This window comes from Actinomadura gamaensis (assembly GCF_042652125.1).
In the GTDB taxonomy this organism is placed as follows: Bacteria; Actinomycetota; Actinomycetes; order Streptosporangiales; family Streptosporangiaceae; genus Spirillospora; species Spirillospora gamaensis.
The window spans coordinates 1-23,204 of record NZ_JBHSIT010000008.1; the positions used below are offsets into that span (position 1 = coordinate 1).

Annotated in this window: 17 protein-coding genes, 1 rRNA gene and 1 pseudogene; 9 read left to right on the top strand and 10 right to left on the bottom strand. The window is 74.8% G+C overall.

Annotation, left to right across the window (positions count from 1 at the left end):
• Positions 1–10 precede the first annotated feature (10 nt).
• Positions 11–127: ribosomal RNA gene (gene rrf / locus ACFPCY_RS25825) — 5S ribosomal RNA — on the top strand.
• 55 nt (positions 128–182) lie between these two features.
• Here rrf and ACFPCY_RS25830 read toward each other — a convergent pair.
• From ACFPCY_RS25830 to ACFPCY_RS25855, 6 genes are all read right to left on the bottom strand, one after another.
• Complete coding sequence (locus ACFPCY_RS25830; RefSeq protein WP_378259394.1) at positions 183–1,274, bottom strand: DUF6528 family protein; 1,092 nt, start codon at positions 1,272–1,274, stop codon at positions 183–185.
• Positions 1,275–1,321: 47 nt separating this feature from the next.
• Positions 1,322–1,486 carry a hypothetical protein gene (locus ACFPCY_RS25835; protein WP_378259396.1) on the bottom strand — a complete coding sequence of 55 codons (165 nt, stop codon included), beginning with the start codon at positions 1,484–1,486 and terminating at the stop codon, positions 1,322–1,324.
• A 351-nt stretch (positions 1,487–1,837) separates the two neighbouring features.
• On the bottom strand, positions 1,838–3,490 hold the full coding sequence (locus ACFPCY_RS25840; RefSeq protein WP_378259398.1) for a DNA repair helicase XPB: 1,653 nt from the start codon (positions 3,488–3,490) through the stop codon (positions 1,838–1,840).
• Positions 3,491–3,671: 181 nt separating this feature from the next.
• Positions 3,672–5,228 carry a TROVE domain-containing protein gene (locus tag ACFPCY_RS25845; protein WP_378259401.1) on the bottom strand — a complete coding sequence of 519 codons (1,557 nt, stop codon included), beginning with the start codon at positions 5,226–5,228 and terminating at the stop codon, positions 3,672–3,674.
• A 405-nt stretch (positions 5,229–5,633) separates the two neighbouring features.
• Entirely contained in the window at positions 5,634–8,000 is a 2,367-nt protein-coding gene (locus ACFPCY_RS25850) for a helicase-associated domain-containing protein (protein WP_378259403.1), read from the bottom strand.
• Between the two features lie 14 nt (positions 8,001–8,014).
• Positions 8,015–8,635, bottom strand: coding sequence for a TetR/AcrR family transcriptional regulator (locus tag ACFPCY_RS25855; protein ID WP_378259405.1), 621 nt, complete (start codon positions 8,633–8,635; stop codon positions 8,015–8,017).
• Positions 8,636–8,811: 176 nt separating this feature from the next.
• Here ACFPCY_RS25855 and ACFPCY_RS25860 point away from each other — a divergent pair, with 176 nt between their 5' ends.
• Positions 8,812–9,345, top strand: a complete 534-nt coding sequence (locus ACFPCY_RS25860) for a GNAT family N-acetyltransferase (RefSeq protein WP_378259407.1) — start codon at positions 8,812–8,814, stop codon at positions 9,343–9,345.
• Positions 9,346–9,506: 161 nt separating this feature from the next.
• Here ACFPCY_RS25860 and ACFPCY_RS25865 read toward each other — a convergent pair whose 3' ends face one another.
• Complete coding sequence (locus ACFPCY_RS25865) at positions 9,507–9,893, bottom strand: hypothetical protein (protein WP_378259409.1); 387 nt, start codon at positions 9,891–9,893, stop codon at positions 9,507–9,509.
• A 303-nt stretch (positions 9,894–10,196) separates the two neighbouring features.
• Between ACFPCY_RS25865 and ACFPCY_RS25870 the strand changes: the two genes are divergently transcribed.
• Together ACFPCY_RS25870 and ACFPCY_RS25875 are read left to right on the top strand one after the other, a co-directional pair.
• A complete protein-coding gene (locus ACFPCY_RS25870; protein ID WP_378259411.1) occupies positions 10,197–10,886 on the top strand; it encodes an HAD family hydrolase in 690 nt (229 codons plus the stop codon).
• Between the two features lie 108 nt (positions 10,887–10,994).
• Positions 10,995–11,393 carry a cold-shock protein gene (locus ACFPCY_RS25875; protein ID WP_378259413.1) on the top strand — a complete coding sequence of 133 codons (399 nt, stop codon included), beginning with the start codon at positions 10,995–10,997 and terminating at the stop codon, positions 11,391–11,393.
• A 73-nt stretch (positions 11,394–11,466) separates the two neighbouring features.
• Here the strand turns inward: ACFPCY_RS25875 and ACFPCY_RS25880 are convergent, their stop codons facing one another.
• Positions 11,467–13,008: an MFS transporter gene (locus ACFPCY_RS25880; protein WP_378259415.1), complete on the bottom strand. Its 1,542-nt coding sequence runs from the start codon at positions 13,006–13,008 to the stop codon at positions 11,467–11,469.
• A 193-nt stretch (positions 13,009–13,201) separates the two neighbouring features.
• Between ACFPCY_RS25880 and ACFPCY_RS25885 the strand changes: the two are divergent.
• Positions 13,202–13,972, top strand: a pseudogene (locus ACFPCY_RS25885) (DUF3027 domain-containing protein); the annotation flags it as partial.
• Between the two features lie 619 nt (positions 13,973–14,591).
• Entirely contained in the window at positions 14,592–17,582 is a 2,991-nt protein-coding gene (locus ACFPCY_RS25890; protein ID WP_378259417.1) for a sacsin N-terminal ATP-binding-like domain-containing protein, read from the top strand.
• A gap of 222 nt (positions 17,583–17,804) precedes the next feature.
• Here ACFPCY_RS25890 and ACFPCY_RS25895 read toward each other — a convergent pair whose 3' ends face one another.
• Positions 17,805–18,059: a DUF2530 domain-containing protein gene (locus tag ACFPCY_RS25895; protein ID WP_378259419.1), complete on the bottom strand. Its 255-nt coding sequence runs from the start codon at positions 18,057–18,059 to the stop codon at positions 17,805–17,807.
• Positions 18,060–18,170: 111 nt separating this feature from the next.
• On the opposite strand from ACFPCY_RS25895, the gene ACFPCY_RS25900 reads away from it, so the two are divergent.
• The 3 genes from ACFPCY_RS25900 (at position 18,171) to thpR (ending at position 20,849) form a co-directional block, all read left to right on the top strand.
• The gene (locus ACFPCY_RS25900) at positions 18,171–18,617 is read left to right on the top strand and encodes a MarR family transcriptional regulator (protein ID WP_378259421.1); all 447 of its coding nucleotides are present in this window, start codon (positions 18,171–18,173) and stop codon (positions 18,615–18,617) included.
• Between the two features lie 206 nt (positions 18,618–18,823).
• Positions 18,824–20,065, top strand: a complete 1,242-nt coding sequence (locus ACFPCY_RS25905) for an MFS transporter (RefSeq protein ID WP_378259876.1) — start codon at positions 18,824–18,826, stop codon at positions 20,063–20,065.
• Positions 20,066–20,273: 208 nt separating this feature from the next.
• Positions 20,274–20,849 (top strand): RNA 2',3'-cyclic phosphodiesterase, encoded by a 576-nt coding sequence (thpR, locus tag ACFPCY_RS25910; RefSeq protein WP_378259423.1) that lies wholly within the window; start codon positions 20,274–20,276, stop codon positions 20,847–20,849.
• Between the two features lie 22 nt (positions 20,850–20,871).
• On the opposite strand, the gene ACFPCY_RS25915 is transcribed toward thpR, so the two are convergent.
• The gene (locus ACFPCY_RS25915; protein WP_378259425.1) at positions 20,872–23,196 is read right to left on the bottom strand and encodes a hypothetical protein; all 2,325 of its coding nucleotides are present in this window, start codon (positions 23,194–23,196) and stop codon (positions 20,872–20,874) included.
• Positions 23,197–23,204: the final 8 nt, after the last annotated feature.

The following is a 23,204-nucleotide window of genomic DNA, read 5'->3' on the forward strand; positions in this document are numbered from 1 at the left end:
GCGTTGGTCGTTCGGTGGTTATGGCGAGGGGGAAACACCCGGTCCCATCCCGAACCCGGTAGTTAAGCCCCTCAGCGCCGATGGTACTGCATGGGAGACTGTGTGGGAGAGTAGGACACCGCCGGACATATATTGGGTGAGGCCCCGCCATTTCGATGGCGGGGCCTCACTGCTTTTCCCGCCTATTGGTACGCGGCCACCAGCCAGCGGACGCGGTAGTAGGCGGTCGTCGCCCTGTCCGGGCTGAACTGCACGGGTTTCCAGTTGGGACGTCCGTAGAGAGTGGCGAACGGCGTCGTCCAAGAATGGGCCTCCGGGACCGGTTCCGGATAGGTGAGCAGGACGCGTCCGGTCGCCGGGTCGTTGCCGATGGACTTGGGGAATCGCCGGTAGCTCCCCTCCCGGTCCGGGAATTCGTTGCCCGCGTTGAGCGTGGCGGCGCCGTGGAAGTCGTTGCAGTAGCGGCGGCCCGCGCCGTCCAGGCCGGGTAGTGGCCAGTTCACCGCCGTCCTGACGATCTTGCAGCGCCTCGTGCCTCTCTTCGAGAACTGGGTGACGCCGCCGCTGGTCAGGATCCAGAGGCGGTCCTTGCGGCCGTATACGGGCTGGACGTCGTGTCCGAAGGAGGGGGCGTTCTTCGACGCCGGATAGGCCGACGAGCGCGGCAGTTTGTAGTTGATCGCGGTACCGAGCTTGCCGGCGCGGTAGCGGAACCGGGTGAGCCGGTCGTTGCCGATGGCCCACAGGACCCGCAGGGACGGGTCGTACAGCACCTCGTGCGCGCCCGGGTACGTCCGCGAGGTCAGAACCTTCGCGCCTTTCCGGGCGAGGATCTTGATGCTTCCGCCGTCGGGGCCGGCCGCGCTGGCGATCGCGACGTTGCCGTCCGGCAGGAACTCGACGCCGTGGACGTTCGCCTTCCGGCCGCGGCCGAGGCGCGCCGACCACTTCCGCACCCGTCCGGGATAGGAGTAGATCCCGACATAACCGGAGGCGCCGTCGGCGACGGCGAGGACGCGCCCACCGTAGGGTCCGCCGGGACGCAGCTTGACGTCCACCCCGCCGCCCCAGTCCTTCACGGGACGCCACCGGCCGGTGGGCTTCCACGGCTTGCCCGGACGCGGCGCCGGATAGAACTCGATCGACTTGGTGGTTTCGTTCACGGCGGCCACGGGCGTGCCGGAGGCGGCCGCGAGGTCGGGGGCCGGGGCAGCCACGACGGTACCGGTCGAAGCGGCGGCGACCGGCCCGACGCCCGAGGCCGGTCCGTCCACGAAGACCAGGGCGGACGCGGTGAACCCGACGGTGACGGCCGCACGCGCTAAACCACGACCACCTCCGCGCTCGCGTCTGCGTTCGCGTCCGCGGCTGCCTCCGCCTGCGCGCTCGCGTCTGCGTTCGCGTCCGCGGCTGCCTCCGCCTGCGCGCTCGCGTCCGCCTGCACGCTCGCGACTGCCTCCGCCTGCGCGCTCGCGGCCACCTGCACGTCCGCCTCCGTCTCCACCTGCGCGTTCGCGTTCGTGTTCGCGTTCGCGTCCGGGTCTGTGTTCGCGCTCGGGCTCGCGTCCGCCTCCGTGTTCGCGTGCGCGCTCGGGCTCGCGGGTGCTCTTAGCTTTGTGGTCGCGCCTGTTTCGGCGCTCCTGCGTGAGCGCGCGCTCGCGCGGTGGGGTCGGTTCGCGGCGGGTGGTGGGCGATGGCATGGACGGTCCTCCCGAACGGAGACGAGGGCGCGCCAATGCTCGCGATCAGCCGGCCACCGTGTCGAGAGGTTCGGGAGTAATCATCGCCATGTGAGCACACAGGTGTGGCGGGAGGGAGAAAAGTCTTCTCGCCGGACTCAGATCTCCTCGCCGGACAGGACGGCGTCCGCGTCGACGATGCGGTAGGCGTATCCCTGCTCGGCGAGGAAGCGCTGCCGGTGCGCCGCGTAGTCCTGGTCGAGGGTGTCGCGGGCGACGACCGCGTAGAAGCGGGCGCCCGCACCGGACGCCTTGGGCCGCAGCAGGCGTCCGAGCCGCTGCGCCTCCTCCTGGCGCGACCCGTAGGCGCCGGACACCTGGACGGCGACCGTGGCCTCGGGCAGGTCGATGGAGAAGTTGGCGACCTTCGACACGACCAGGACGTTCTGCTCGCCGGACCGGAACGCGTCGAACAGCCGCTCGCGCTCCTTCACCCGCGTCTCGCCCTTGATCACCGGGGCGCCGAGCAGGGCGCCCAGCTCGTCGAGCTGGTCGATGTACTGGCCGATGACGAGCAGTTGCTCCCCGGCGTGCCGCTTGACCAGGGCTTCGACGAGGCGGGTCTTGGTCTCGGTCGTGGCGCAGAAGCGGTACCGCTCGTCCGGTTCGGCGGTGGCGTAGGCGAGCCGCTCGGAGTCGGTGAGGGTGACGCGGACCTCGACGCAGTCGGCGGGAGCGATCCAGCCCTGGGTCTCCATGTCCTTCCAGGGCGCGTCGTACCGCTTGGGGCCGATGAGGGAGAACACGTCGCCCTCGCGGTTGTCCTCGCGGACGAGCGTGGCGGTGAGGCCGAGCCGCCGCCGGGCCTGGAGGTCGGCGGTCATCCGGAAGATCGGCGCGGGCAGCAGGTGCACCTCGTCGTACACGACCAGGCCCCAGTCGCGGGCGTCGAACAGCTCCAGGTGCGGGTACACGCCCTTCCGCCGGGTCGTCATGATCTGGTAGGTGGCGATCGTGACCGGGCGGATCTCCTTCTTCGCGCCGGTGTACTCGCCGATCTCGTCCTCGGTGAGGGTGGTGCGGCGCAGGAGCTCCTGCTTCCACTGGTGCGCGGAGACGGTGTTGGTGACGAGGATCAGCGTGGTCGCCTCGGCCTTCGCCATGGCGGCCGCGCCGACGGTCGTCTTGCCCGACCCGCACGGCAGCACGACCACGCCGGACCCGCCGTGCCAGAACGCGTCGGCGGCCTCCCGCTGGTAGGGGCGCAGCTCCCAGCCGTCCTCGTCCAGGTGGATGGGGTGCGCCTCGCCGTCCACGTATCCGGCGAGGTCCTCGGCGGGCCAGCCGAGCTTGAGCAGGGCCTGCTTCAGCGCGCCGCGCTCGCTCGGGTGGACGGCGACCGCGTCGTCCCCGACCCGGTCCCCGATCATGCCCTTGATCTTCTTGGCGCGCAGCACCTCCTCCAGCACCGCGCGGTCGGACGAGGAGAGGACGAGCCCGTGCACGGGGTCCTTCTCCAGCCGCAGCCGGCCGTACCGGGCCATGGTGTCGGCGACGTCCACGAGCAGCGCGTGCGGGACGGGGTAGCGCGAGAACTTCAGCAGCGCGTCCACGACCTGCTCGGCGTCGTGACCGGCGGCCCGCGCGTTCCACAGCGCGAGCGGCGTCACCCGGTAGGTGTGGACGTGCTCGGGCGCCCGCTCCAGCTCCGCGAACGGCGCGATCTCCTGCCGGCAGGCGTCGGCCAGCTCGTGGTCGACCTCCAGCAGGAGCGTCTTGTCGGACTGGACGATCAACGGCCCATCGGTCACGGAACGGTGCCCCCAGGTTCGGTGGAAGGGAAGAGGGACGGCGGCGACCCCCGCACGCTACCCCGAGTTCTCAACGCCCGCCGCGCCCTCACTCTTCCCCGGGTGCCCGGTCGCCGCCCCGGGGCCGGCTCCGGTCGGCCCGGCCGTGGCACCGGGGCGTCCGGGCGGACGCCCCGGTCGATCAGAACGGCCACGTGGTGGTGCGGGCGGATTCGATCAGCGGGATCATGGCGAAGGCGGCGTCGGAGAGGCCCGCGAAGGTGTGGCGGGTCGGGGTGCCGGACGGGCCGTGGCCGTGGCGGTAGCCGACCAGGTTCCAGGTGTAGACGGGGACGCGGTCGGGGACGGAGCGGGTCGGCTCGCGGCCGCGGACGGTGCCCCACACCTGCTCGTCGGTGACGATGACCACACGGTCGTGGCCGCGGTAGTGGGCGCGGACGGCCGCGGCGGTCTCGGTGCCGCCGAGGTTGGCGAACCGCTGGACGATCGTGAGGACGGAGTCGCCGCGGCGGAACGGGATCGGCTCGTGGTGCGTGCCGAACTGGACGAGGTCGGCGTGCTCGGCACGGAGGGCGAGGGCCGTGCCGAAGACGGCCGCCGCGTCCGCCGAGGTCAGGTCCGAGCGCGCGGACAGGCGGCCGAACATGGAGCCCGAGCGGTCGACGAGGATCAGCGTCCGGCCGGGGAGGGCCGGGACGTTGGCCAGCGACGCGTTCAGGGCCTGCTCCAGCGGCCAGGCCCAGCGCAGCGATCCGGTCGCGCGGTGCGCGGCCAGGAAGCGCATCGGGAGGACGCGGGAGCGCGCCACGTTCGCCGGGTCCGCGAGGCGGGCCGCGATCCCGGCGGCGAGCTCGTCCGAGACGCCTGCCTTGTCGAAGTTCCGCAGGTTGCGGAGCAGCGCGAAGTAGCCCATCGACGGGACGATCCGCTCCCAGAACGCGGCGGTCAGCGGGCCGCCCAGCCAGCCCGCGAGGGACTCCCAGGTCATCCCGGCGGCGGCGAGGATGTCGGCGGCGTCCGGGCGGGTGAGCAGGTCGCGGCGCTCACGGGGCGGCAGCGCGAGGAGCGCCGCGCGGGCGCGCAGCATCGTCAGGGACGCGGGGACGTCGTCGCCGCGGCCGTGCCGCCGGTCGATCGCGTGCCGGAACAGGTCGCCCTGGCGGCCGTCGGCGGCGCGCGGGTGGGTGAGCTCCAGCACGTCCGCGAACCGGACGGTCCCGGTGTCGTACTTGATCAGGGACCGCTCGGTGTAGAGCGCGCGGGCGCCGTCGGCGACGCCCCGCTTGACCGGCTGTGGCAGCGTCCGGCCGTAGCGCGACCGCCAGTACGCCAGCAGCTCGCCGGGCTCGTCCGCGCGGCGCAGGGCGGCGCGGATCAGCGCCCGGTTCCCGCCGGAGGCGTCCGCGGCGAGGCGGGCGGCGACGCCCTCGGCGGCGGCCACGACGCTCGCCGAGCGCATCCCGGCGGAGTCGCGCAGCCAGCCGACCATGCGGGTCAGCCAGTCCACGTCGTCCACGGCGACCTCGCGGACCAGGTCGCGGAAACGGCCGTCGCGGTCGTCTGCCCGCTCGTAGAAGGTCTGCTCGCCCACCATGTTGGAAACCGCGAGAAGGAAGAGCTCGCTTTTGGTGTCCCGCGCGAAACCGGGCGCGCCCTCGTGGGTGCGTCCGGTCGGCCGGAAAAGGGACTTCACCGGGCCGGGTGCGCCGGAAATGCGGACACGGTTGAACTTGGACATGGTGAAACCTCCTGGGAGGCGGAGAAAAGAAGCCCCTCCCGAGGCCGGAAACGGCCGGAGCATGACGTTCGGGCTCAGAGCCCCGCAACGTGCCGAAGTAGCTTCGACCTGCGCATCGGGAGGGGACGAGGAGCGCGCCCGAGATCAAGGGCGGCTGCGGTACATAGGCGCTCTTGGCCGCTGAGCTACCGTCCGGCGAGTCGGACGGGCGGGATTCGAACCCGCGTCACCCCGTTATAAGCGGAAGTAACCGCTACCTACGCACCGGGCGCGCGTCTGGGGACGGCCTTCTTGCAGCCCGCTGGTTCGGGCTTCGGCCTTTGCATTTCCGGAGCCCTCCTTTCGGGCCGTCGTCGCCGTACGGGAAACAGCTTGCCGCGAAAGCGCGCGGGGCGGCAACCGGATTTATTCGGCCGCGAGTTCGGTGACGCCGGTGATGCGGTGCAGGGCGAAGCGGTGGACGGCGGCGCGGGTCGCGTCGTAGCCGGTCAGGAAGCCGCCCTCGACGCGGATCGGCTCGACGATGCGGCTGGACGCCTGCCCCTGCTGGTCGAGGTAGCCGATCCAGACGCGGCCGCCCTTCTCGACCGCGCCGCGCAGCAGCTCGACGGTCGCGACGGCGGGGGAGCGCGGCGGCTCGCCGTCCGGGCCGGCGGCGGCCTGCCTGGCGGCGCCGAGACGGGACGCCTCCTCGCCCGCGCGCAGCGCCCGGACGGTAGCGGCGATCACCGAGTCCTCGGCGGCGTCGGCCGGACGCAGCCGGACGATCTCGGTGGACGGCGGCGGCTCGGCGCGCCGCGCGTCCGGGCGGGTGACGATCACGCCGCCGCCCGGCGACTCGGCGACCGGGGCGAGACCGAGCCCGCGCAGCCCGGTGAGCAGGTCGGCGCGGCCCAGCCCGGACGCCAGGACGGTCGGCGCGAGCCGGTGCAGCCGCAGCCCGTCGGCGCGGCGGTCGGCGAGGATCTCGTCCAGCGTCGCGGGGTTGTCGGCGCGGACGTAGGAGACCAGCGAGCCGACGCGGAGCTGGCCGTGCCGCCGCGCGACGTCCTCGACGAGGTAGGTCAGCGGCTGCGGGACGGGCGTCGCGGAGTGCTTGGCCAGCAGGTCGAGCACGTCGGTGGCGGACCGTCCGGCGTCCAGGGCGCGGCGGATCGACTCGGCGGTGAACCGGTAGACGGTCGCGCCGCCGGTGGACTCGACGTCGGCGGTGAGGGCCAGCTCGCGGGCGAGGTCGGTGACGAGCGGGCCGGGCGCGACGGCGGTCAGGTCGGCCTGGATGAGGACCTTGTCGCCGGGCTCGGGCAGGTGCTTGGCGAGGCCGGGCTCGGGGTCGGCGCCGTCCAGCAGGTCGCGGGCGAAGGGCGACAGGACGCCGAAGCCGGTCAGGCCGAGGACGGCGGCCTCGCGGAGCGTCCAGTCGGCGAGCCGGTCGCGGAACGGTCCGCCGCGGCGGGGCTGGAGCCAGTCGAGGCGCGCGCGGACGGCGTCCGCGGTGACGGGCGTGCCGTCCGGCGCGTCCGCGAGGACGGACAGGACCGCGTGCCGCGTCGCGGGCGCGCTGCCGTGCCGGGCGTACTCGCTGAGCGCGTTGACGAGCCGGTCGCGGTCGTCGCGCTCGCCGACCAGGCCGGGGACGCGGTCGGTGCGCAGCCACCCGTGCGCGAGCTCGGCCCAGCGGCCCGCGATGTCGCGGCGCAGCCACAGGTCGTAGGCGGGGGTGGGCAGCCACTCGCCGTCCAGGTCGCCGGAGCGGGTGAGCAGGCCCGCCGCCTGCGCGATCTCGGCGAGCAGCGCCGCGCGCCACTCGGGGACGTCGAGCAGCGCGGCGGCGGCGCGCAGGTCGCGGACGGCGAGGCCGCCGCTGCGCAGCACGGGCGGCGGCTCCAGGCCCCAGCGTTCCAGCAGCTCCTCGACCTGGCGGACGACCGTGAACGCCTCGCCCGCGGCGCCGCGGACGACGGTGTCCTCGTCGCGGGCGCGCGCGCCGCCGCCGTCGAGCGGCGGCGGGGCGGCGGCGAGGTCGCGGAAGAGGCGGCCGCCGCGCAGGTGGAGGGCGACCTCGCGGGGGACGGTCACGGTCCGGTCGTCCTCGGCGGCGAGGAGGCCGCGGGCGAGGAGCCGTTCGATCGGGGTCTCGGCGGTGTCGATGCGGACCGGGCGGCGGGCGTCGGCGACGCGTCCGACCGGCGGGCCCCAGACGAGCCGGTCCAGCGCGGCGCGGGCCTCGTCGCCGGCGTCCGCGACCAGGTCGGCCGGTTCGGCGAGCCGCTCGGCGATCCGCGCGATCAGCCGGCCCGCGTCGGTGAACCCGCGCGGGACCTCGCCGCCGATGTCGGCGAGCAGCCCGGCGAGCCGTTCGGGGGAGTAGGTGGCGAACACCTCGGCGGCGGGCGGGCCGAGACCCGCCGGATGCGGCAGCGCCTGCCGGACGCCGGGCGCCGCGCGGGACGTCTTGGTGCCCCAGACGAGCGCGTCGCGGCGCAGCGCGGCGAGCGTCGCCGACACGGCGCGGCGCGGCGCGGGCAGCGCGACGGCCAGGTCGGTGACCCGGACCGGATCGGGCAGCACCAGCACCCCGGCGAGGACGGCGAGGGCGAACGCGTCCAGCCGGTCCAGCGCGCGGGCGACCGCGGCGGGCGACGCGGCGCGGGCGGCCAGCGCGGTCAGGTCGGCGGGCACGGGCGCGACGAGCTCGGGGCGCGCCGCGAGCAGCGCCCGCAGCTCGCCGTCGTCGCGTCCGCGCAACCAGTCCGCGAAGCTGTCCACCATGGCCGGACGCGGCGTCAGGACGAGGCGGGCGCGCGGTCCAGGTTGACCAGGCCGAGGCCGAGCCGGGCCCAGCCGGCGACGAACCGCTTCTCGTCGATCCGGGTCGGCGGCTCGTACATCGACTCGTTGGCCAGCCAGTAGTTCACCACCGCGCCGCCGAGGATGGAGGCGATCGCGGCCCAGTCCTCGTCGGCGTCCGCGAACTCCGGCTGCTGCGAGAGCCAGGTGGCGATGCCGTCGTAGAGCGGGTTCACGATGCCCTCGCGCATCTCGGCGACGAGGTTCGGGAACTGGTCCAGGTCGCGGAACAGGACGCGGATGAGGTCCTGCTCCTCGCGCATCTTGGCCAGCCCGGCCTGGCAGGTCATCCGCAGCCGGACCTCCAGCGGGCGCTCCTCGTACTGGGCCGCCTGGTCCAGGACGTCGCTGACCTGCTGCCGGGTCCGCTCGATGTGCTCGCGGATGGCCGAGGCGAGCACCTCCTCCTTGGACCGGAAGTGGCGGTACAGGCCGCCCGCGCCGGGCGACAGGCCCGCCGCCGCCTCGATCTCGGCGACCGACGTCGCGGCGTAGCCCCGGTCGGCGAACAGCCGGAGCGACTCGGCCACGATCCGCTCGCGCGTAGAAGTCGTCATGTTGATGTGCACCCCTCCGCTCAAAGGCTAAGGCATCGAGCCCGGCCGGGCGCGCCCTCACCCCGCCGCCGGGCGGCCCGAAACCGGGTTACCGGGTTCGGGTGGGCCGCCTGCGGCTAGAGTCGTTGGCTTCGCGCCCCCGTCGCCGGGAGGGGCCGGAGCGGGAAGGTTCGACGATGGCGCTGTCGCCGCGGCCGGGAGTCCGGGCGGACTTCCTGCCCGAGGACTTCGTGGTGCCCACCCTGGTCGCCGGGCAGGGCTTCCGGATCCGTCCGATCACCGTGCACGACGCCGTGCGCGACTACGCCGCGGTGATGGACAGCCTGCCCGAGCTGCGGGAACGCTTCCACGCCGAGTGGGGCTGGCCGGAGCCGGACTTCACCGTCGAGCAGGCCCTGGTGGACGTGGCGTGGATGCAGAAGGAAGGCCAACTGCGCCGCCAGTTCACCTACGTCGTGACGACCCCCGACGAGGAACGCCAGCTCGGCCGCATCCACGTGTTCCCGGCCGAGCCGGACGCGGCGGACGGAGCGCAGGCGGTCCTGTCGTTCTGGGTGCGGTCGAACGGCGACCGTCCGGGGCTCGGGAAGGAGCTGGCCGACTTCGTCCGGCACTGGCTCGGGTCGTGGCCGTTCGTGGCCGTCCGCGTCCTGGACCCGGACGGCGGGCCGCCCGAACTCGTCGAGGCGGTCCCGCTCGAACCCTTCTGAGCCCGCTTTCCGCGTCGGCTTTCCGCGGCTTCGGCGCCGGCTGCGCGTCACGCCCGGGCTGTTACGGACGGTCCGGATCGTCGGGCGTGTCGCGCGGCGTCCGAGGTTGATTACGGACACCCGGATTACGGCGGACGCCGTCCTCGTCCTGCCAGGGCCGGCTAGCGGACGCGCCGCACGAGCGCGATCAGGAGCCGTCCGATCACCAGGTACACGACGGCGGCCAGGCCGTAGTTCACCGCGACCTCGGCCTTGTGGTTCTTCGGCTGGAAGACGTCCTTGAACTCCCAGGCCAGGTTGTCCGCCCACACGCTGATCCGGTGCACCAGGGCGTTGCCGGTGTTGGCGTCGAACGCCACGAAGACGATGTGGACGGCGAGGATCACCACCACGACGCCCGTCACGACCGAGATCAGCGTCACGGCCCAGGCGACGGCGCGCCGCCGGGCCGCCGCGACGCCGCCGCCCTCACCGGACGGCCCGAGCCGCCGGGTGCGGGACGTCCCGCCGGGCTCGGTACGGGCCGCGGAGTCACGCTCGTGCGTCATCGCATCCTCCCGGGAAGCGCATGGGACTTTCCAGACCGGTGTTTTGCCTGATGAGGAGGTTCTCGCCGGGGGCGGCGGGGATAACTCCAGCAGGCACCACCACAACACCGCACCGGTGCAGCACCGGACGCGTACAAAGCTCCCGCGCTCTCCTACTCGGATCCCGTCGCATCGCCACTACCGGGAGAGCGCGGGTACGCGTGTTCAGGGGACCTTCCCGCGGGGGAGGGGTGGGGGCGGACCGCGACCGGCGGGCGGCCGCCACCGGCGGAACCGTCATAACTCCCCTTTACCCTTTGGGGCGTGCCTTACCAAGAGCCCTTCGCCATCGGTTTCGACCTCGACCTGACCCTCGCCGACACCCGGACGGCCATCGCGGCCGTCTACCGCGCGCTCTCCGCCGAGACGGGCGTGCCGATCGACACCGACGCGGTCGTCCGGCGGATCGGGCCGCCGCTGGAGGAGGAGATCGCCTACTGGTACCCGCCGGAGCGGGTCACCGAGATGGCGGCCCGGTACCGCGCGGTGTACCCGTCCATCGCGATCCCGGCGACCGTGGCGATGGCGGGCGCGCGCGAGGCCCTCGACGCGGTGCGCGCCATGGGCGCGCGGGTGGTCGTGGTGTCCGGCAAGAACCAGGCCGACACCGAGCGGACCGTCCGGCACCTGGACCTTCCCGTGGACGTCGTGGTCGGCGGCCTGTTCGGCCCCGACAAGGGCGTCGCGCTGCGGGAACACCGCGCGACGGCGTACGTGGGCGACCATCCGGGCGACGTGGACGCGGCCCGCGCCGCGCAGATCACCTCGATCGGCGTCGCCACCGGCGGATACGACGTCGCGGCCCTCATCGACTACGGCGCGGACATCGTCCTGCCCGACCTGCACGCTTTCCCGGATTGGCTGACCGGCCGTTACGCAGGCGGTTACGCGAACGGTCATCCGGAAGGGCGCAGGGAGGGATATTCGGATGCCGTTCCGGACGTCCGGCTGTAGCTTCAGTCCTTGCCGCGCAGGGGTTTCCGGAGTCGAGGGCGTGTTCTCCGGCAGTCGGCGAGGCACTAATCTTGAGGGCCAACCCAGAACGAGCTAGACGAGGTTCCCGTGCCCACTGGCAAGGTCAAGTGGTACGACGCCGACAAGGGATTCGGCTTCCTCACCCGCGACGACGGCGGTGAGGTCTTCGTGCATTCCTCGGCGCTCCCCGGCGGCGTGACGACGCTGAAGCCCGGTCAGCGCGTCGAGTTCGGCGTGGTCGAGGGCAGGCGCGGCCAGCAGGCCCACCAGTTGCGCACGCTCGACACCCTGCCCTCGGTGGAGAAGGCCATCGCACGGCAGAAGCGGAAGAAGCCGGACGAGATGGTCGTCATCACCGAGGACCTCATCAAGCTCCTGGACGGCATCTCCAACACCTACCGGCGCGGCAAGCACCCGGCTCCGGCCGAGGCGAAGAAGATCGCGACCGTCCTGCGCGCCGTCGCCGACGACCTCGCGGCTCCCTAGCTTCGACCGGTTCGTCCGGGGTTCGGTCGGGGATAGGTCGGGGTTCGGCCGGGATTCGGTCGGTCCGTTCCGGCTAGCCGGGACGGGCGGAGCGGCGCGCGCCCGAGCGGCGGACGAGCAGCAGGGCCAGGGCGATCCCCAGGACGGCGGCGACGAGCATCAGCGCGACCCGGCCGTCCGCGACCATGGACATGGCCAGGCCGAGCAGGCCGCCCGCCACCCAGACCAGCTGGTGCAGGGTCTCCGACACCGCGAAGGTGGACGAGCGGACCTCCTCGCCGATCTCCCGCTGCACCACCGCGTCCAGCGAGAGCTTGCCGAGGGTCTGCCCGACCGCGCCCGCGAACGCGACGGCGAGCGCCGCCCACAGCCCGAACAGGGCCGCGCTCGCCGCCGCGACGGCCGTGACGAAGCCGAGCGTCGCGTAGACGATGAACTGCGGGGCGCGGGCCTTCATCCACGCGCCCAGGGCCGTCCCGGCGAGGCCTCCCGCGCCCGCGCACGCGGCGAGCAGCCCGAGCGCCACGTTGTGCGGGACGGGCTCGAACTTCTCCTGCCGCAGCACGAACGCCAGATAGATGATCAGGAAGCCGGAGAACGCGCGGAGCACGGCGTTCGCCTGCATCGCCTCGGCCACGACCGGGCCGACCCGGTGCAGCGTCCGCCACCGTCCCCGGACGGTCTCCGCCGCGCGGTCCGGGCCGGTGGACGTCCCGTCGGCCTCGCCGACCGCGGCGCGTGGCGGCGTGGCGGCCTCGCCTTCCGCGGCGGACGGCGGCTTTGCGGCCTCGCCGTCCGCGGGGCGTGGCGGCTTGGCGGCGTCGGGGTCGTCCACGTGCTCGGGCAGCCGCAGGACGAGGACGACGCCGAGCCCGAACACGACCGGCGCGAGCCGCAGCAGCCAGTCCGCGCCGACCAGCAGCGCCACGCCGCCGCCGAGCGGCGCCGCGACCGCCGCCGCCAGCAGCCCCGCGAACGACACGCGGGCGTTGGCCGTGACCAGCGTGATCCCGTCCGGCAGGACGCGCGGGGTGACCGCCGACTTCAGCACCCCGAACGCCTTCGACAGCACCAGCACGCCGAACGCGGCGGGCAGGAAGGTCACCTGGTCGCCGTGCAGGACCGCGCCCGCCATCGCCCAGCAGAGCAGGCCGCGCCCGGCCATCGTCGCGGCCAGCGCGTACCGGCGGACGTGCCGCGTCCGGTCCAGCGCCGGGCCGATCAGCGGCGCGACCAGGGCGAACGGCGCCATCGTCACCAGCAGGTACAGCGCCACCTGGCCGCGCGCCTGGTTCACGTCCAGGTTGAAGAACAGGGTTCCGGCGAGCGCGACCGCGACCAGCGCGTCCCCGGCCGAGTTGACCGCGGTGCTCTCGATCAGCGCGCCGAGCCCGCTGCGGCCCGCGCCCTGCGCGTACGTGGCGCGCCGGGTGGCCCGTCCGACCCGCCGGAAACCGCCGCCGACCGACCGCGCTCCGCTCCGGACCCGCCCGAGGACACGCGTCCGGCCGGGGCCCGCCGAGTTCGTGGCCGAGGTGTGACCCGCGCCGGCGCGTGCGCCACCGGGGCCGCGGTGTCGGCGGTCCTCAGCGGGATGACCTGCGGATTCGGACATCTGGGCCGGGCGTGCTCCTCGGTGGCGGACGGTCGGCCGGGGGCCTGTAACGAGGGTATGTTCCCGCCGGAGCGGTGATCGACCGTCCGGAGGGCGGGCGCGTGCCCGGCCACGTCCTTCCATGGGCGAGAATTGGAGGGTGAGCCCAACCCGTCAGTCCAGCACCGAGCGTTCCACCGGCTCCCGGTCCGGCGTGTCAGGCGCCGGCGCCGCCGCGGGCGGGGCGCGGCGCAGCCGTCCGCCCGCCGTCGACGCCGCCTGCGCCGAGGCGGTCGAGCTCGCCCGCGCCGCCGCGGCGGAGACCGCCGCGCCCGCCGAGGTCGGCGAGCACCTGGGGGTGCACGCCGAGGCCGAGCGCGTCGTCACCCACTACTTCGCCTGCCTGGACCCGGGCTACCGCGGCTGGCGCTGGGCGGTCACCGTCGCCCGCGCGTCCCGCGCCCGGAACGTGACCGTCGACGAGTGCGTGCTGCTGCCCGGCGACGACGCGCTGCTCGCCCCGGCCTGGGTGCCGTGGCTGGAGCGGCTGCGCCCCGGCGACCTCGGCCCCGGCGACCTCATGCCCACCGCGCCGGACGACCCGCGCCTCGCGCCCGGCTACACCGAGACGAGCGACGCCGAGGAGCGCCAGGTCCAGTGGGAGCTGGGGCTCGGGCGCCCGCGCGTGCTGTCCGCCGAGGGACGCGACGAGGCCGCCGAGCGCTGGTACGAGGGCGTCGCGGGCCCGCGCGCCCCGATCGCGACGTCCGCGCCCGCTCACTGCGCGACCTGCGGTTTCTACGTGCCGCTCGCCGGCGGCCTGCGCCAGGTCTTCGGCGTCTGCGCCAACGAGTACGCCCCCGACGACGGCCGCGTCGTGTCGGCCGACCACGGCTGCGGCGCGCACTCGGACGCGATCACGCTTCCGGCGGCCTCCGAGCACGGGCCGCCCGTCCTGGACGAGCTCGACTTCGAGGTCGTGCCGAACACCTCTGCCGAGGAGTCGGACGAGCCGGAGAGCGCTGCTGCCGAGGTGGCTACGGACGCGAAGGCCTCCAAGCCCGTTGCCCGCAAGACGCGCACCGCGACGAGGAAGGCGTCCAAGCGCGCCGACGCCGCCGAGGAAGCCGCCGACGCCGCTGGGGAGGCCGCTGAGGGCGTCCCCGCCGCGGCCGAGGGGTCTGCCGCGGTCGAGCACGGCGACGCGGCGTCCGAGGTTGGTGGGCAGGAGGACGGCGCGTCCGAGACCGTCGCGGCTCCTAAGCGCACCCGGCAGCCGCGTGCGGCGTCCAAGCGCGCAGCGTCGAGCACCTCCAAGCGCAAGTCCGCCGACGCCGAAACCGACGCCGACGCTGACGCCGTCGCGGAGGGCGGGGACGTGGAGGCCGCCGCACCCAAGGCGCGCGCGCCGCGCAAGGCACGTTCCACGGCGAAGGCCGAGACGGCTCCGGAGGCCGCGGACGCCGCAGGCGACGCGCCCGAGGACGCGGGCACCGGCACGAAGGCCAAGACGACCAGGAGCCGCGCGCGGCGCGCCGAAGACGGCACCACGGCCGCCAAGGGGCGCACGCGGAAGCGGAGCGCGGCCAAGGCCGCCGACGCCGATGCCGAACCTGTGGCGGACGGCGGCGACGGCTGACGCGGCTGTGGACGATCCGTTCGGCACGGAAGCGCTGCGCGCGCGTGTCCTGAGGGCCTGGGCCGAGTCGCCCGCGCGCTTCCGCGCCGACGCCAACACCGAAGAGGATTTCGCGCTCGGCGGCTACCGCGACCGGGTCGTGGTCGAGCTGGCGCAGAACGCGGCGGACGCCGCCCTGCGCGCGGGCGTTCCCGGACGCCTGCGCCTCGCGCTGCGCGGTGACGTGCTGACGGCGGCGAACACGGGCGCGCCGCTGACCGCGGAGGGCGTCGAGGCGCTGTCCACGCTGCGCGCCTCGGCGAAGCGGGACGAGGCCGGATCGGTCGGGCGTTTCGGCGTCGGCTTCGCCGCGGTCGTTTCGGTCAGCGACGAGCCGTCCATCTCGTCCGCTTCGGGCGGCGTCGCCTGGTCGCTGGAGCGGGCGCGGACGCTGGTCGCGGACGTGCCGGAACTCGCCGCCGAGCTGTCCGCGCGATCGGGCCACGTTCCGCTGCTGCGGCTGCCTTTCGCCGAGGACGAGGCGCACGTCGCGGTCCCGGAGGGGTTCGCGACGGTCGTACGGCTGCCGCTGCGGGACGGGACGGCGGTCGATCGCGTCCGGGCGCAGCTCGGCGAGGTCGGTCCCGCGCTTCTGCTGGCCCTCCCGGCACTGGAATCGGTCGAGATCGACGTGGACGGCGACGTCCGCGAGGTCGTGCTCGGCGCGTGGCGGACGGTCGAGGCCCATGGCGACATCCCCGCCGACCTGCTCGCCGACCGTCCGACCGAGGAGCGCCTGCGCGGGGCCTGGCAAGTCCGCTGGGCTCTCCCGGACCCGACGACCGGCCCGGACGCCTCCGACGGATTCGGGGCTTCGGGTGTGGTGTCGGCGGAGAAGGCCGGCGTTCCCGCGGTCCTGCATGCGCCGACGCCTTCGGACGAGCGGATCGATCTTCCCGCGCTGCTGATCGCGTCGTTCCCGCTCGCGCCGGACCGGCGGCATGTCGCGCCCGGGCCCCTGACCGACTTCCTGATCGAGCGTGCCGCCGACGCCTATGTCGAGCTGATGCGCGGGCTGCCCGTCGCGCCCGCCGTGCTGGACCTCGTCCCCGGGCCGGTGGGAGCCGGGGAGCTGGACGCCAGGCTCCGCCGCGCGATCCTGGCGCGGCTGCCCGAAACCCCGCTTCTGCCAGGGCCGATGCGCGGCCGGGACGCCGTGGCGCTGGACGCGCCGCCGCCGTTCCTCGACCTCATGGCCGAGGTCATGCCCGGCCTGCTGCCGCCCGGCTGGCCGGTCCGGAACCCCGCGCTGGACGCGCTCGGCGTCCGGCGGATGGAGATCGCCGACGTCGTGGACGCGCTGATCTCCCTGGAGCGCCCGCCCGCGTGGTGGAAGTCGCTCTACGAGGCGCTGTCGGGCGCGTCCACCGACGGGCTCGGCGCGCTGCCCGTCCCGCTCGCCGACGGCCGCCTCGCGCGCGGCCCGCGCGGGACGCTGATCACTTCCGGGGACGTCGCCGCGCTGGAACCGCTCGGCCTGCGGATCGTCCATCCCGAGGCCGTCCACGGGCTGCTGACCAGGCTCGGCGCGATCGAGGCGGGGCCGCGCCAGATCCTCGCCGACCCGCCGGTCCGGGCGGCGGTCGAGGAGTCCTTCGACGCCGACGACCCGGACGCGCTCGCCGAGGCGGTGCTGACCCTCGTCCGGGACGCGCGGCTCGACCCCGGCGACGAGCCGTGGCTGGAGAACCTGGCCCTGCCCGACGGCGACGGCGAGCTGTACGCGGCGGGGGAGCTGCTGCTGCCCGGCAGCCCGCTGCACGCGATCATGGCGGACGACGCGCCGTTCGCGACCGTGTCCGCCGAGCTGGCCGACCGCTTCGGGCCCGAGACCCTCGCCGCCGCCGGCGTCCTGGACGGCCTGGCGACCCTGCGCGCCGAGGACGTCAACGTGATCGGCCTCGCCGACGCCGCCGACACCCTCCACCTCGACGGCGAGGAGGAGTGGGCCGAGGAGGTGCTGCGGCGCATCGGCGACCAGGACCTCCCGCCGCTGATCCCCGAGTTCGCCGCCGTCCGCGACCTGGAGCTCGTGCACGACTGGGCCGCCGCGCTGGAGCTGCTCGCCCGGCCGCCGCTGCGCGCGGCCGTGGTCGAACCCGCCCTGGTCAGCCTGGACGACGGCCGCCGCGCGGGTGTGCCGTCCTACACCGCGTGGTGGCTGCGGCGGCATCCCGTCCTGGACGGCCGCCTCCCCGGCCGGTACCGCCTCCCGGACGGCGACGACCTCCTGAGCGGCCTCTACGACGAGGCCCCGCCGGGCCTGGACGAGGGCTTCCTGCTCGCGCTCGGCGTCCGCACCACCCTGGACGACCTCCTCGACGAGCCCGGCGGCGCGGCCGAACTCCTCGACCGCATGGCCGATCCGGCGCGCGAGATCTCCCGCGAGCACCTGGGCGTGCTGTGGACGGCGCTCGCGGCGTCCGGGCGGGCCGTGGAGCCGCCCGAGGCCGTCCGGGCGATCGTGGACGGCCGCGTCGAGGTCGTGGACGCCGCCGACGCGCTCGTCCTGGACCGTCCCGACCTGCTGCCCCTGCTGACCGGCCAGCCGCTGGTGATCGCCGCGTCCGGCGCGGCTGGGACGCTCGCCGAACTGCTCGACCTGCCCCGCGCGAGCGAGGAGGTCACGGGCACGCCGTCCGAGCTGGGGACGCCGACGCCGGTTCCGGATGCGGTGCGGGCCGTCCTTCCGGACGTCCCCGGCACGTATCTGGCGCACGACCGCCTGACCGTGGACGGCGTGGACGTCCCGTGGTGGGTCGGCGACGGCGAGATCCACGCGGCCGGGCCGTCCGGCCTGGCGCGCGCCCTGGCCTGGACGAGCGGCGCATGGTCCGACCGGCACCTCGCCGAGGCCGTCCTGCGCGACCCGCAGCACACCGCGGCCCTGCTGGCCGAAGCCGACCTAGAGCCCTAACCCCACGCTCCCGCCCGGAACCGCCCGCGCGGTAACCCCCGCGCGGTAACCCCTCCGCCCGGTAACCCCTCCGCCCGGTAACCCCTCCGCCCGGTAACCCCTCCGCGCGGTGAGGTTGCGCGGTGAGGTTGCGCGGTGAGGTTGCGCGGTGAGGTCGCGCGGTGAGGTTGCGCGGTGAGGTCGCGCGGTGAGGTTGCGCGCGTGGGGAACTCGGGGAGGGGGTTAGGAGCCGCGTTTGGCTGCGCGTTCGGCGGCCAGGCGCGCCCGCGACGAGTGCAGGCGCGGGATGTACCAGACGCCGAACAGCCCGCAGCCCATGCCGACGACGCACACCCACAGCCACCAGCGCTCCCCGGACGGCAGCCCGACGAGCAGCAGGACGACGAGCGCGATCCCCCACGCGACCGTCCCGGCGATCGCGAGGTGGACGTCATTGGTCGCCAGCGGCGGCGGGTCGGGGCGGCGCGGACGGCTCATGCGCTCAGCCTAGGCGCTGGCCGCGCCGTCCGGGTCCCCGGGCCGGGTTCGATTCCGCCGCCGACGTGGGACGATGGAGGCAGCGCACCGCAGGGAGAGGGCATCTGACCGTTGGACACCACCGCCGACAGCCTGGCCGAGGAGCTGCGCATCTCCGTCGCGCGGCTCTCCCGCCGCCTGCGCACGCTGCGTCCGGCCCGTCCGGACGACACCCGCCCGCCGCTCACGCTGACCCAGTTCGCGGCGCTGGCCGCGCTGGCCCGGCACGGCACGATGACCCCGCGCGAGCTGGCCGACCACGAGAAGGTCCAGCCGCCGTCGATGACGCGCGTCATCGCCTTCCTGGAGGACCAGGGGCTCCTGGCCCGCACGCCGCATCCGACCGACGGCCGGCAGGCCGTCCTGGCGCCGACCGAGGCGGGCAAGGCCCTGCTGGCGGAGGAGCGGCGGCGCAAGGAGCAGTGGCTGGCGCGCCGCCTGGCCGACCTCACCGAGGAGGAGCGCGAGATCCTCCACCGGGCGGCTCCGGTGCTGGACAAGCTCAGCCGCTCCACCTGATTCGCCGCGTCCGCTGCCCGTTCGTCACGACCGCGGTGATAGCGGAATGCAACGCGCGGGCATATCGTTAGCAAAGTAAAAGACTTTGCGAGCGGCGGAGGTGTGTCTGCGTGGGGGTGGCCCTCGGGACCGAGACGGCGGAGAAGACCGAGCGTGCCGAAGGGGCCGACGAGAGGGTCGCCGAGGGGCGCGCGGCCCGGGGCGGGATGTTCCGGTCGCTGAAGAACAGGAACTACCGGCTGTTCACCGGCGGGCAGGTCGTGTCCAACACCGGGACCTGGATGCAGCGGGTGGCGCAGGACTGGCTCGTGCTGGGCCTCGCGCACGGCAACGGCGGCAGCGCGCTCGGCATCACGACCGGGCTCCAGTTCCTGCCGCTGCTGCTGTTCGGGCTGTGGGGCGGCGTGATCGCCGACCGGTACCCGAAGCGGCGCGTGCTGATGCTCACCCAGACGGCGATGGGCATGCTGGCGCTGGTCCTCGGTGTCCTCGCCGTCACCGGGCAGGCACGGGTCTGGCACGTGTACGTCCTGGCCTTCCTGCTCGGCCTCGCGACCGTGGTCGACAATCCCACGCGGCAGTCGTTCGTGGTGGAGATGGTCGGCCGGGACGACCTGCCCAACGCGATCGCGCTGAACAGCGCCACGTTCAACGGCGCCCGGCTCGTCGGCCCGGCGGTCGCCGGACTGCTGATCGCCGCGATCGGCACCGGCCCGGTGTTCTTCCTCAACGCGGCGTCGTTCGGGGCCGTCCTGCTGGGGCTCTACCTGATGCGGACGGACGAGCTGAGCACCGTCGAGCCCGTCGCCAGGGCCAGGGGCCAGCTCCGCGAAGGGCTCCGCTACGTGCGCGGACGGCGCGACCTGATGCTCGTCCTCGTGCTCATCGGCGTCGTGTCGATGTTCGCGATGAACTTCCAGATCACGGTGGCGCTGATCTCGCGGCAGGTGTTCCACTCCGGCGCGTCCACGTTCGGGCTGGCGTCCACGATGATGGCGGTCGGCGCGCTCACCGGCGCGCTGCTGGCGGCCCGGCGGGCGGCGCGGCCGAGGTTCCGGGTGCTGCTCGGGGCGGCGCTGGTCTTCGCCGTCCTGGTCGTCGCGAGCGGGCTCATGCCGACGTACTGGTCCTACGTGATCTCCCTGGTGCCCGCCGGGATCGCGATGATGACCTTCACGACGTCCGCGAACGCGACCATGCAGCTCGGCGTCGAGCCGGAGATGCGCGGCCGCGTCATGGGCCTCTACATGCTGGTCTTCCTCGGGACGAACCCGCTCGGCGCGCCCATGGTCGGCTGGATGTCCGAGACGTTCGGCCCCCGGTCCAGCGTCGTGATCGGCGGGCTCGTGGCGATCGTCGCGACCCTGGCCGTCGGCATCGCCGCGATCCCGCGCGCCCAGATCGCCCCCCTCTTCGCACGCCTACGCGCCACAACCGCCGGACGCTGACCCCCACGGCCCCCACCGCCCCCACCGCCCTCGCGAGGCGCAGACCCCGCGCGCCGCGCCCCGCGCCCGCGACCGCGGGGACGCTGACCCCGCGTGGCGCGCGCCGCGCCCGCCGGGGAGGCTGATCTCGCACGTGGGAGGGGCGTTCCACGTGACAAGGACGGGTTCGGGCTGAAAGGCTGGAGCATGTGGGAGCCCGGACGGTCGCATGAGGTTGTTCGTCGCACTTCTGCCGCCCCGGGACGTCCTGGACGAGCTGGAGACGTTCGTCGCGCCGCTGCGCCAGGTCGTCCCCGGCCTGCGCTGGACGCACCGCGACCTGCTGCACGTCACGCTCAGCTTCCTCGGCGAGGTGGACGACCGGACGCTGGAGCGCCTCCTGCCGCGCCTGGAACGCGCCACAGGGCGCCATGACCGCCTCAGCCTGTCCCTGGCGGGCGGCGGCGCCTTCCCCGGCGGCGGCGCGCACGCCCGCGTCCTCTGGACGGGCCTCTACGGCGACCGGCGCGGCCTCGCCGGGCTCGCCGCCTCCACCGCCGCCGCCGGACGCCGCGCCGGAACCCCGCCGGACAGCCACCGCACCTTCCGCCCGCACCTGACGCTCGCCCGCAGCCGCCGGCCCGTGGACGTCCGCCCGCTGCTGGAGCCCATGTCGTCCTTCGCGAGCGCGCCCTGGACGGCGGCCACCGTCCACCTGATCCGCAGCCGCCTCCCCGCCGGAGGCCGCACGAAGGTCGACTACGAACCCCTGGAGTCCTGGCCCCTCAGAGCCCCCAGGGACTAGAGCGCCCGCTGGGCGGGTGGGGTCAGAGCTCGGGTGGCGGAGGTGTCGGGTGGTCGGCGTCGGGCGGGCCCCAGGGGAGTCCGTAGCGTTCGCAGGCGCGGCGGAGCTCGGCGAGGTCGGGCGGAAAGGTGACCTGCCGGAGGACGCGTCCGGTGGGGCTCCAGACGACGAGGCGGGGAAGGCGCTCGGCGGCGTCGTCGATGCCGATGCCCGCCACGCGGTCGCGGGCCAGCTCCCAGCGGACGCGCCCGCGACGCGTCACGACGGCGATGCCCGCCGGGGAGACCCGCAGGCGCGGACGGTCCCGGTCGTGCAGCCAGTAGCCGCCGAGGCCCACCAGGAGCCCGGCCGGGATGGACCAGCTCGCGGTGGTGAGGAACCCGCCGAGCTCCGGGCCGAGCCACGCGGCCCCGACGACGGCGACGATCTCGGCGAGGACCAGGCTCACGCCGTAGGTGCCGAACCGGGACCGGCGCGTCGCGTCCAGCAGGACGCCGGGCGCGTCGGCCGGGGACGGCGCGGGCGGCGCCGTCAGCTCGGGCACCGCGACGGTCTCGGCCTCGACGCCCGCGGTCAGAGCGGGGGTCTCGGCGTCCCCGGACGCGGGGAGCGTCAACGTGGACACCGCCGAGTGGAAGGCCGCGCTCAGGTAGGCGTCGTACTCGGCGTCGTTCACCGGCAGGCCCTCGCGGCGGGCCGCCTCACGAAGATCCGTGCGCGTGATGCGCAGCGCGGACAGCGGCGCGGCGAAGAACTCGTCCCCGTCGGAGTCGTAGAGCCGGACCCAGGCGTGTCCGGCGATGGTGAGCAGCTCGATGCCGCCCAGGCGCTCCTCGGGCATGCGCAGGACGACCTCGCCCGCCGCGTCCGCCCAGCCGAGGCCGCCGTCCTCGACGACGAGCCGCCCGCCCGGGACGCGGGCGAAGATGTCGGGCAGGCCCTCCAGGCCGTACTCGGGGGAGCGGGGCGGGCGCGCGCCGGGCGTGACCACGCGGTAGCCGCGGTCGGCGAGGGCGTGCGCGAGCTGGAAGGCGTCCAGGCCGTGGGCGGGCAGCCGCGCGACCAGCCGCAGCCGGTGGTCGAACGCCAGCACCGACAGCTCGCTGCGCCGGGGCCGTCCGGTCAGCGGGTCGGCGCGCAGGCCGGGCCCGACGACGAGCGCGGCGATCTCGGACGCCGGAACGACGAGCGCCCCGCGTGCCGGAACGACGCCGCGCGCCTCCGCCGCCGGCGACACCCGCACGGCGGACGAGGAGCCGGCGGATGCGGCAGCGGCCGGCGAGGAACCGGCGGGCGAAGAGCCGGCGGATGAGGAGCCGGCGGGCGCGGCGGCGGGCGAGGAGTCGGCAGGCGCGGCGGCGGGCGAGGAGCCGGTGGGCGCGGCGGAGGATGGGGAACCGGTGGGCGCGGCGGAGGAGGAGGGGCGTTTGCGGCGCGGGCGGCGGGAGACCTGGATCAGGTCGCGGTCGATCGTCCAGACGGTGCGTCCGGACGCCAGCGAGCGGCGGCGGGTCGCGAGGACGGCGACCAGCGACGCCAGGATCCAGCAGGCCGCCGCGACCCGGACGCCGAACCCGGCCGGACCGTCCACCGCGAGCCGCAGCATCATGACCGCGCCGAGCGCGCCCGCGAGCCCGCCCAGCAGCAGGACGCGGCGGCGGGACGGCACCGGCTCCGCCGACGCCAGCACGGCGGGCTCCGCCGGGGACGCGGCCGACTCCTCGGTGATCTCCTCGTGCGCGGCGGCGAGCAGCGCGGCCTCCTGGTCGAGGAGCCGCCGCTCGGCCGCCAGGTCGCGGGTCGGGCCGAGCGGGATGACCACCTCGGCGTCGTCGTCCATGCCGGGCGGACGGCCCGAGTCGTCCAGCGCGGGGTCGAGCAGGTCGGACACCTCGCCGTGCACCAGCCGCACCGGGATCCCGACGCGGCGCGCGGTCACGAACAGCGCCAGCGGCTCCAGGCCGAGCGCCTGGAGCGGGCCGATCGCGGCGGTGCCGAACTTGTGCTGGACGACCAGCACGCCGTCCCCGGTGGTGACGCCAAGGCCCTCGATGCGGTCGCGCTCGTACCGGGTGAGGACCGAGCCGTCCGGGCCGATCCGCTCCAGGCCGCGCTCGGACAGCCGCCAGTAGGCCGGGCCGCGCCGCCGCGCCGTCCACGGCAGGACGGCCGCGACCGCGCCGGCCAGCCACGGCCCGGCCGCCGCGGCGAAGATCAGTGCGCCCCACAGCCAGCCGGGACGCACCGGCGCGAGCGCCGCCGCCACTGCCAGCAGGACGAACGGTCCCGGCGCGACCGGGCGAAACCGGCCGCCGAACCCGTGCAGGCCGACCAGCTCATGTTCCACAGTCCGCA

What these genes read in the sequence shown, in the direction of transcription:
- ACFPCY_RS25865 (WP_378259409.1), bottom strand. Translation starts at nt 9,893, where the DNA reads ATGACGCACGAGCGTGACTCCGCGGCCCGTACCGAGCCCGGCGGGACG.
- ACFPCY_RS25880 (WP_378259415.1), bottom strand. Translation starts at nt 13,008, where the DNA reads ATGTCCGAATCCGCAGGTCATCCCGCTGAGGACCGCCGACACCGCGGC.
- ACFPCY_RS25895 (WP_378259419.1), bottom strand. Translation starts at nt 18,059, where the DNA reads ATGAGCCGTCCGCGCCGCCCCGACCCGCCGCCGCTGGCGACCAATGAC.
- thpR (WP_378259423.1), top strand. Translation starts at nt 20,274, where the DNA reads ATGAGGTTGTTCGTCGCACTTCTGCCGCCCCGGGACGTCCTGGACGAG.
- ACFPCY_RS25855 (WP_378259405.1), bottom strand. Translation starts at nt 8,635, where the DNA reads ATGACGACTTCTACGCGCGAGCGGATCGTGGCCGAGTCGCTCCGGCTG.
- ACFPCY_RS25845 (WP_378259401.1), bottom strand. Translation starts at nt 5,228, where the DNA reads ATGTCCAAGTTCAACCGTGTCCGCATTTCCGGCGCACCCGGCCCGGTG.
- ACFPCY_RS25890 (WP_378259417.1), top strand. Translation starts at nt 14,592, where the DNA reads ATGCCGAACCTGTGGCGGACGGCGGCGACGGCTGACGCGGCTGTGGAC.
- ACFPCY_RS25860 (WP_378259407.1), top strand. Translation starts at nt 8,812, where the DNA reads ATGGCGCTGTCGCCGCGGCCGGGAGTCCGGGCGGACTTCCTGCCCGAG.
- ACFPCY_RS25905 (WP_378259876.1), top strand. Translation starts at nt 18,824, where the DNA reads ATGTTCCGGTCGCTGAAGAACAGGAACTACCGGCTGTTCACCGGCGGG.
- ACFPCY_RS25850 (WP_378259403.1), bottom strand. Translation starts at nt 8,000, where the DNA reads ATGGTGGACAGCTTCGCGGACTGGTTGCGCGGACGCGACGACGGCGAG.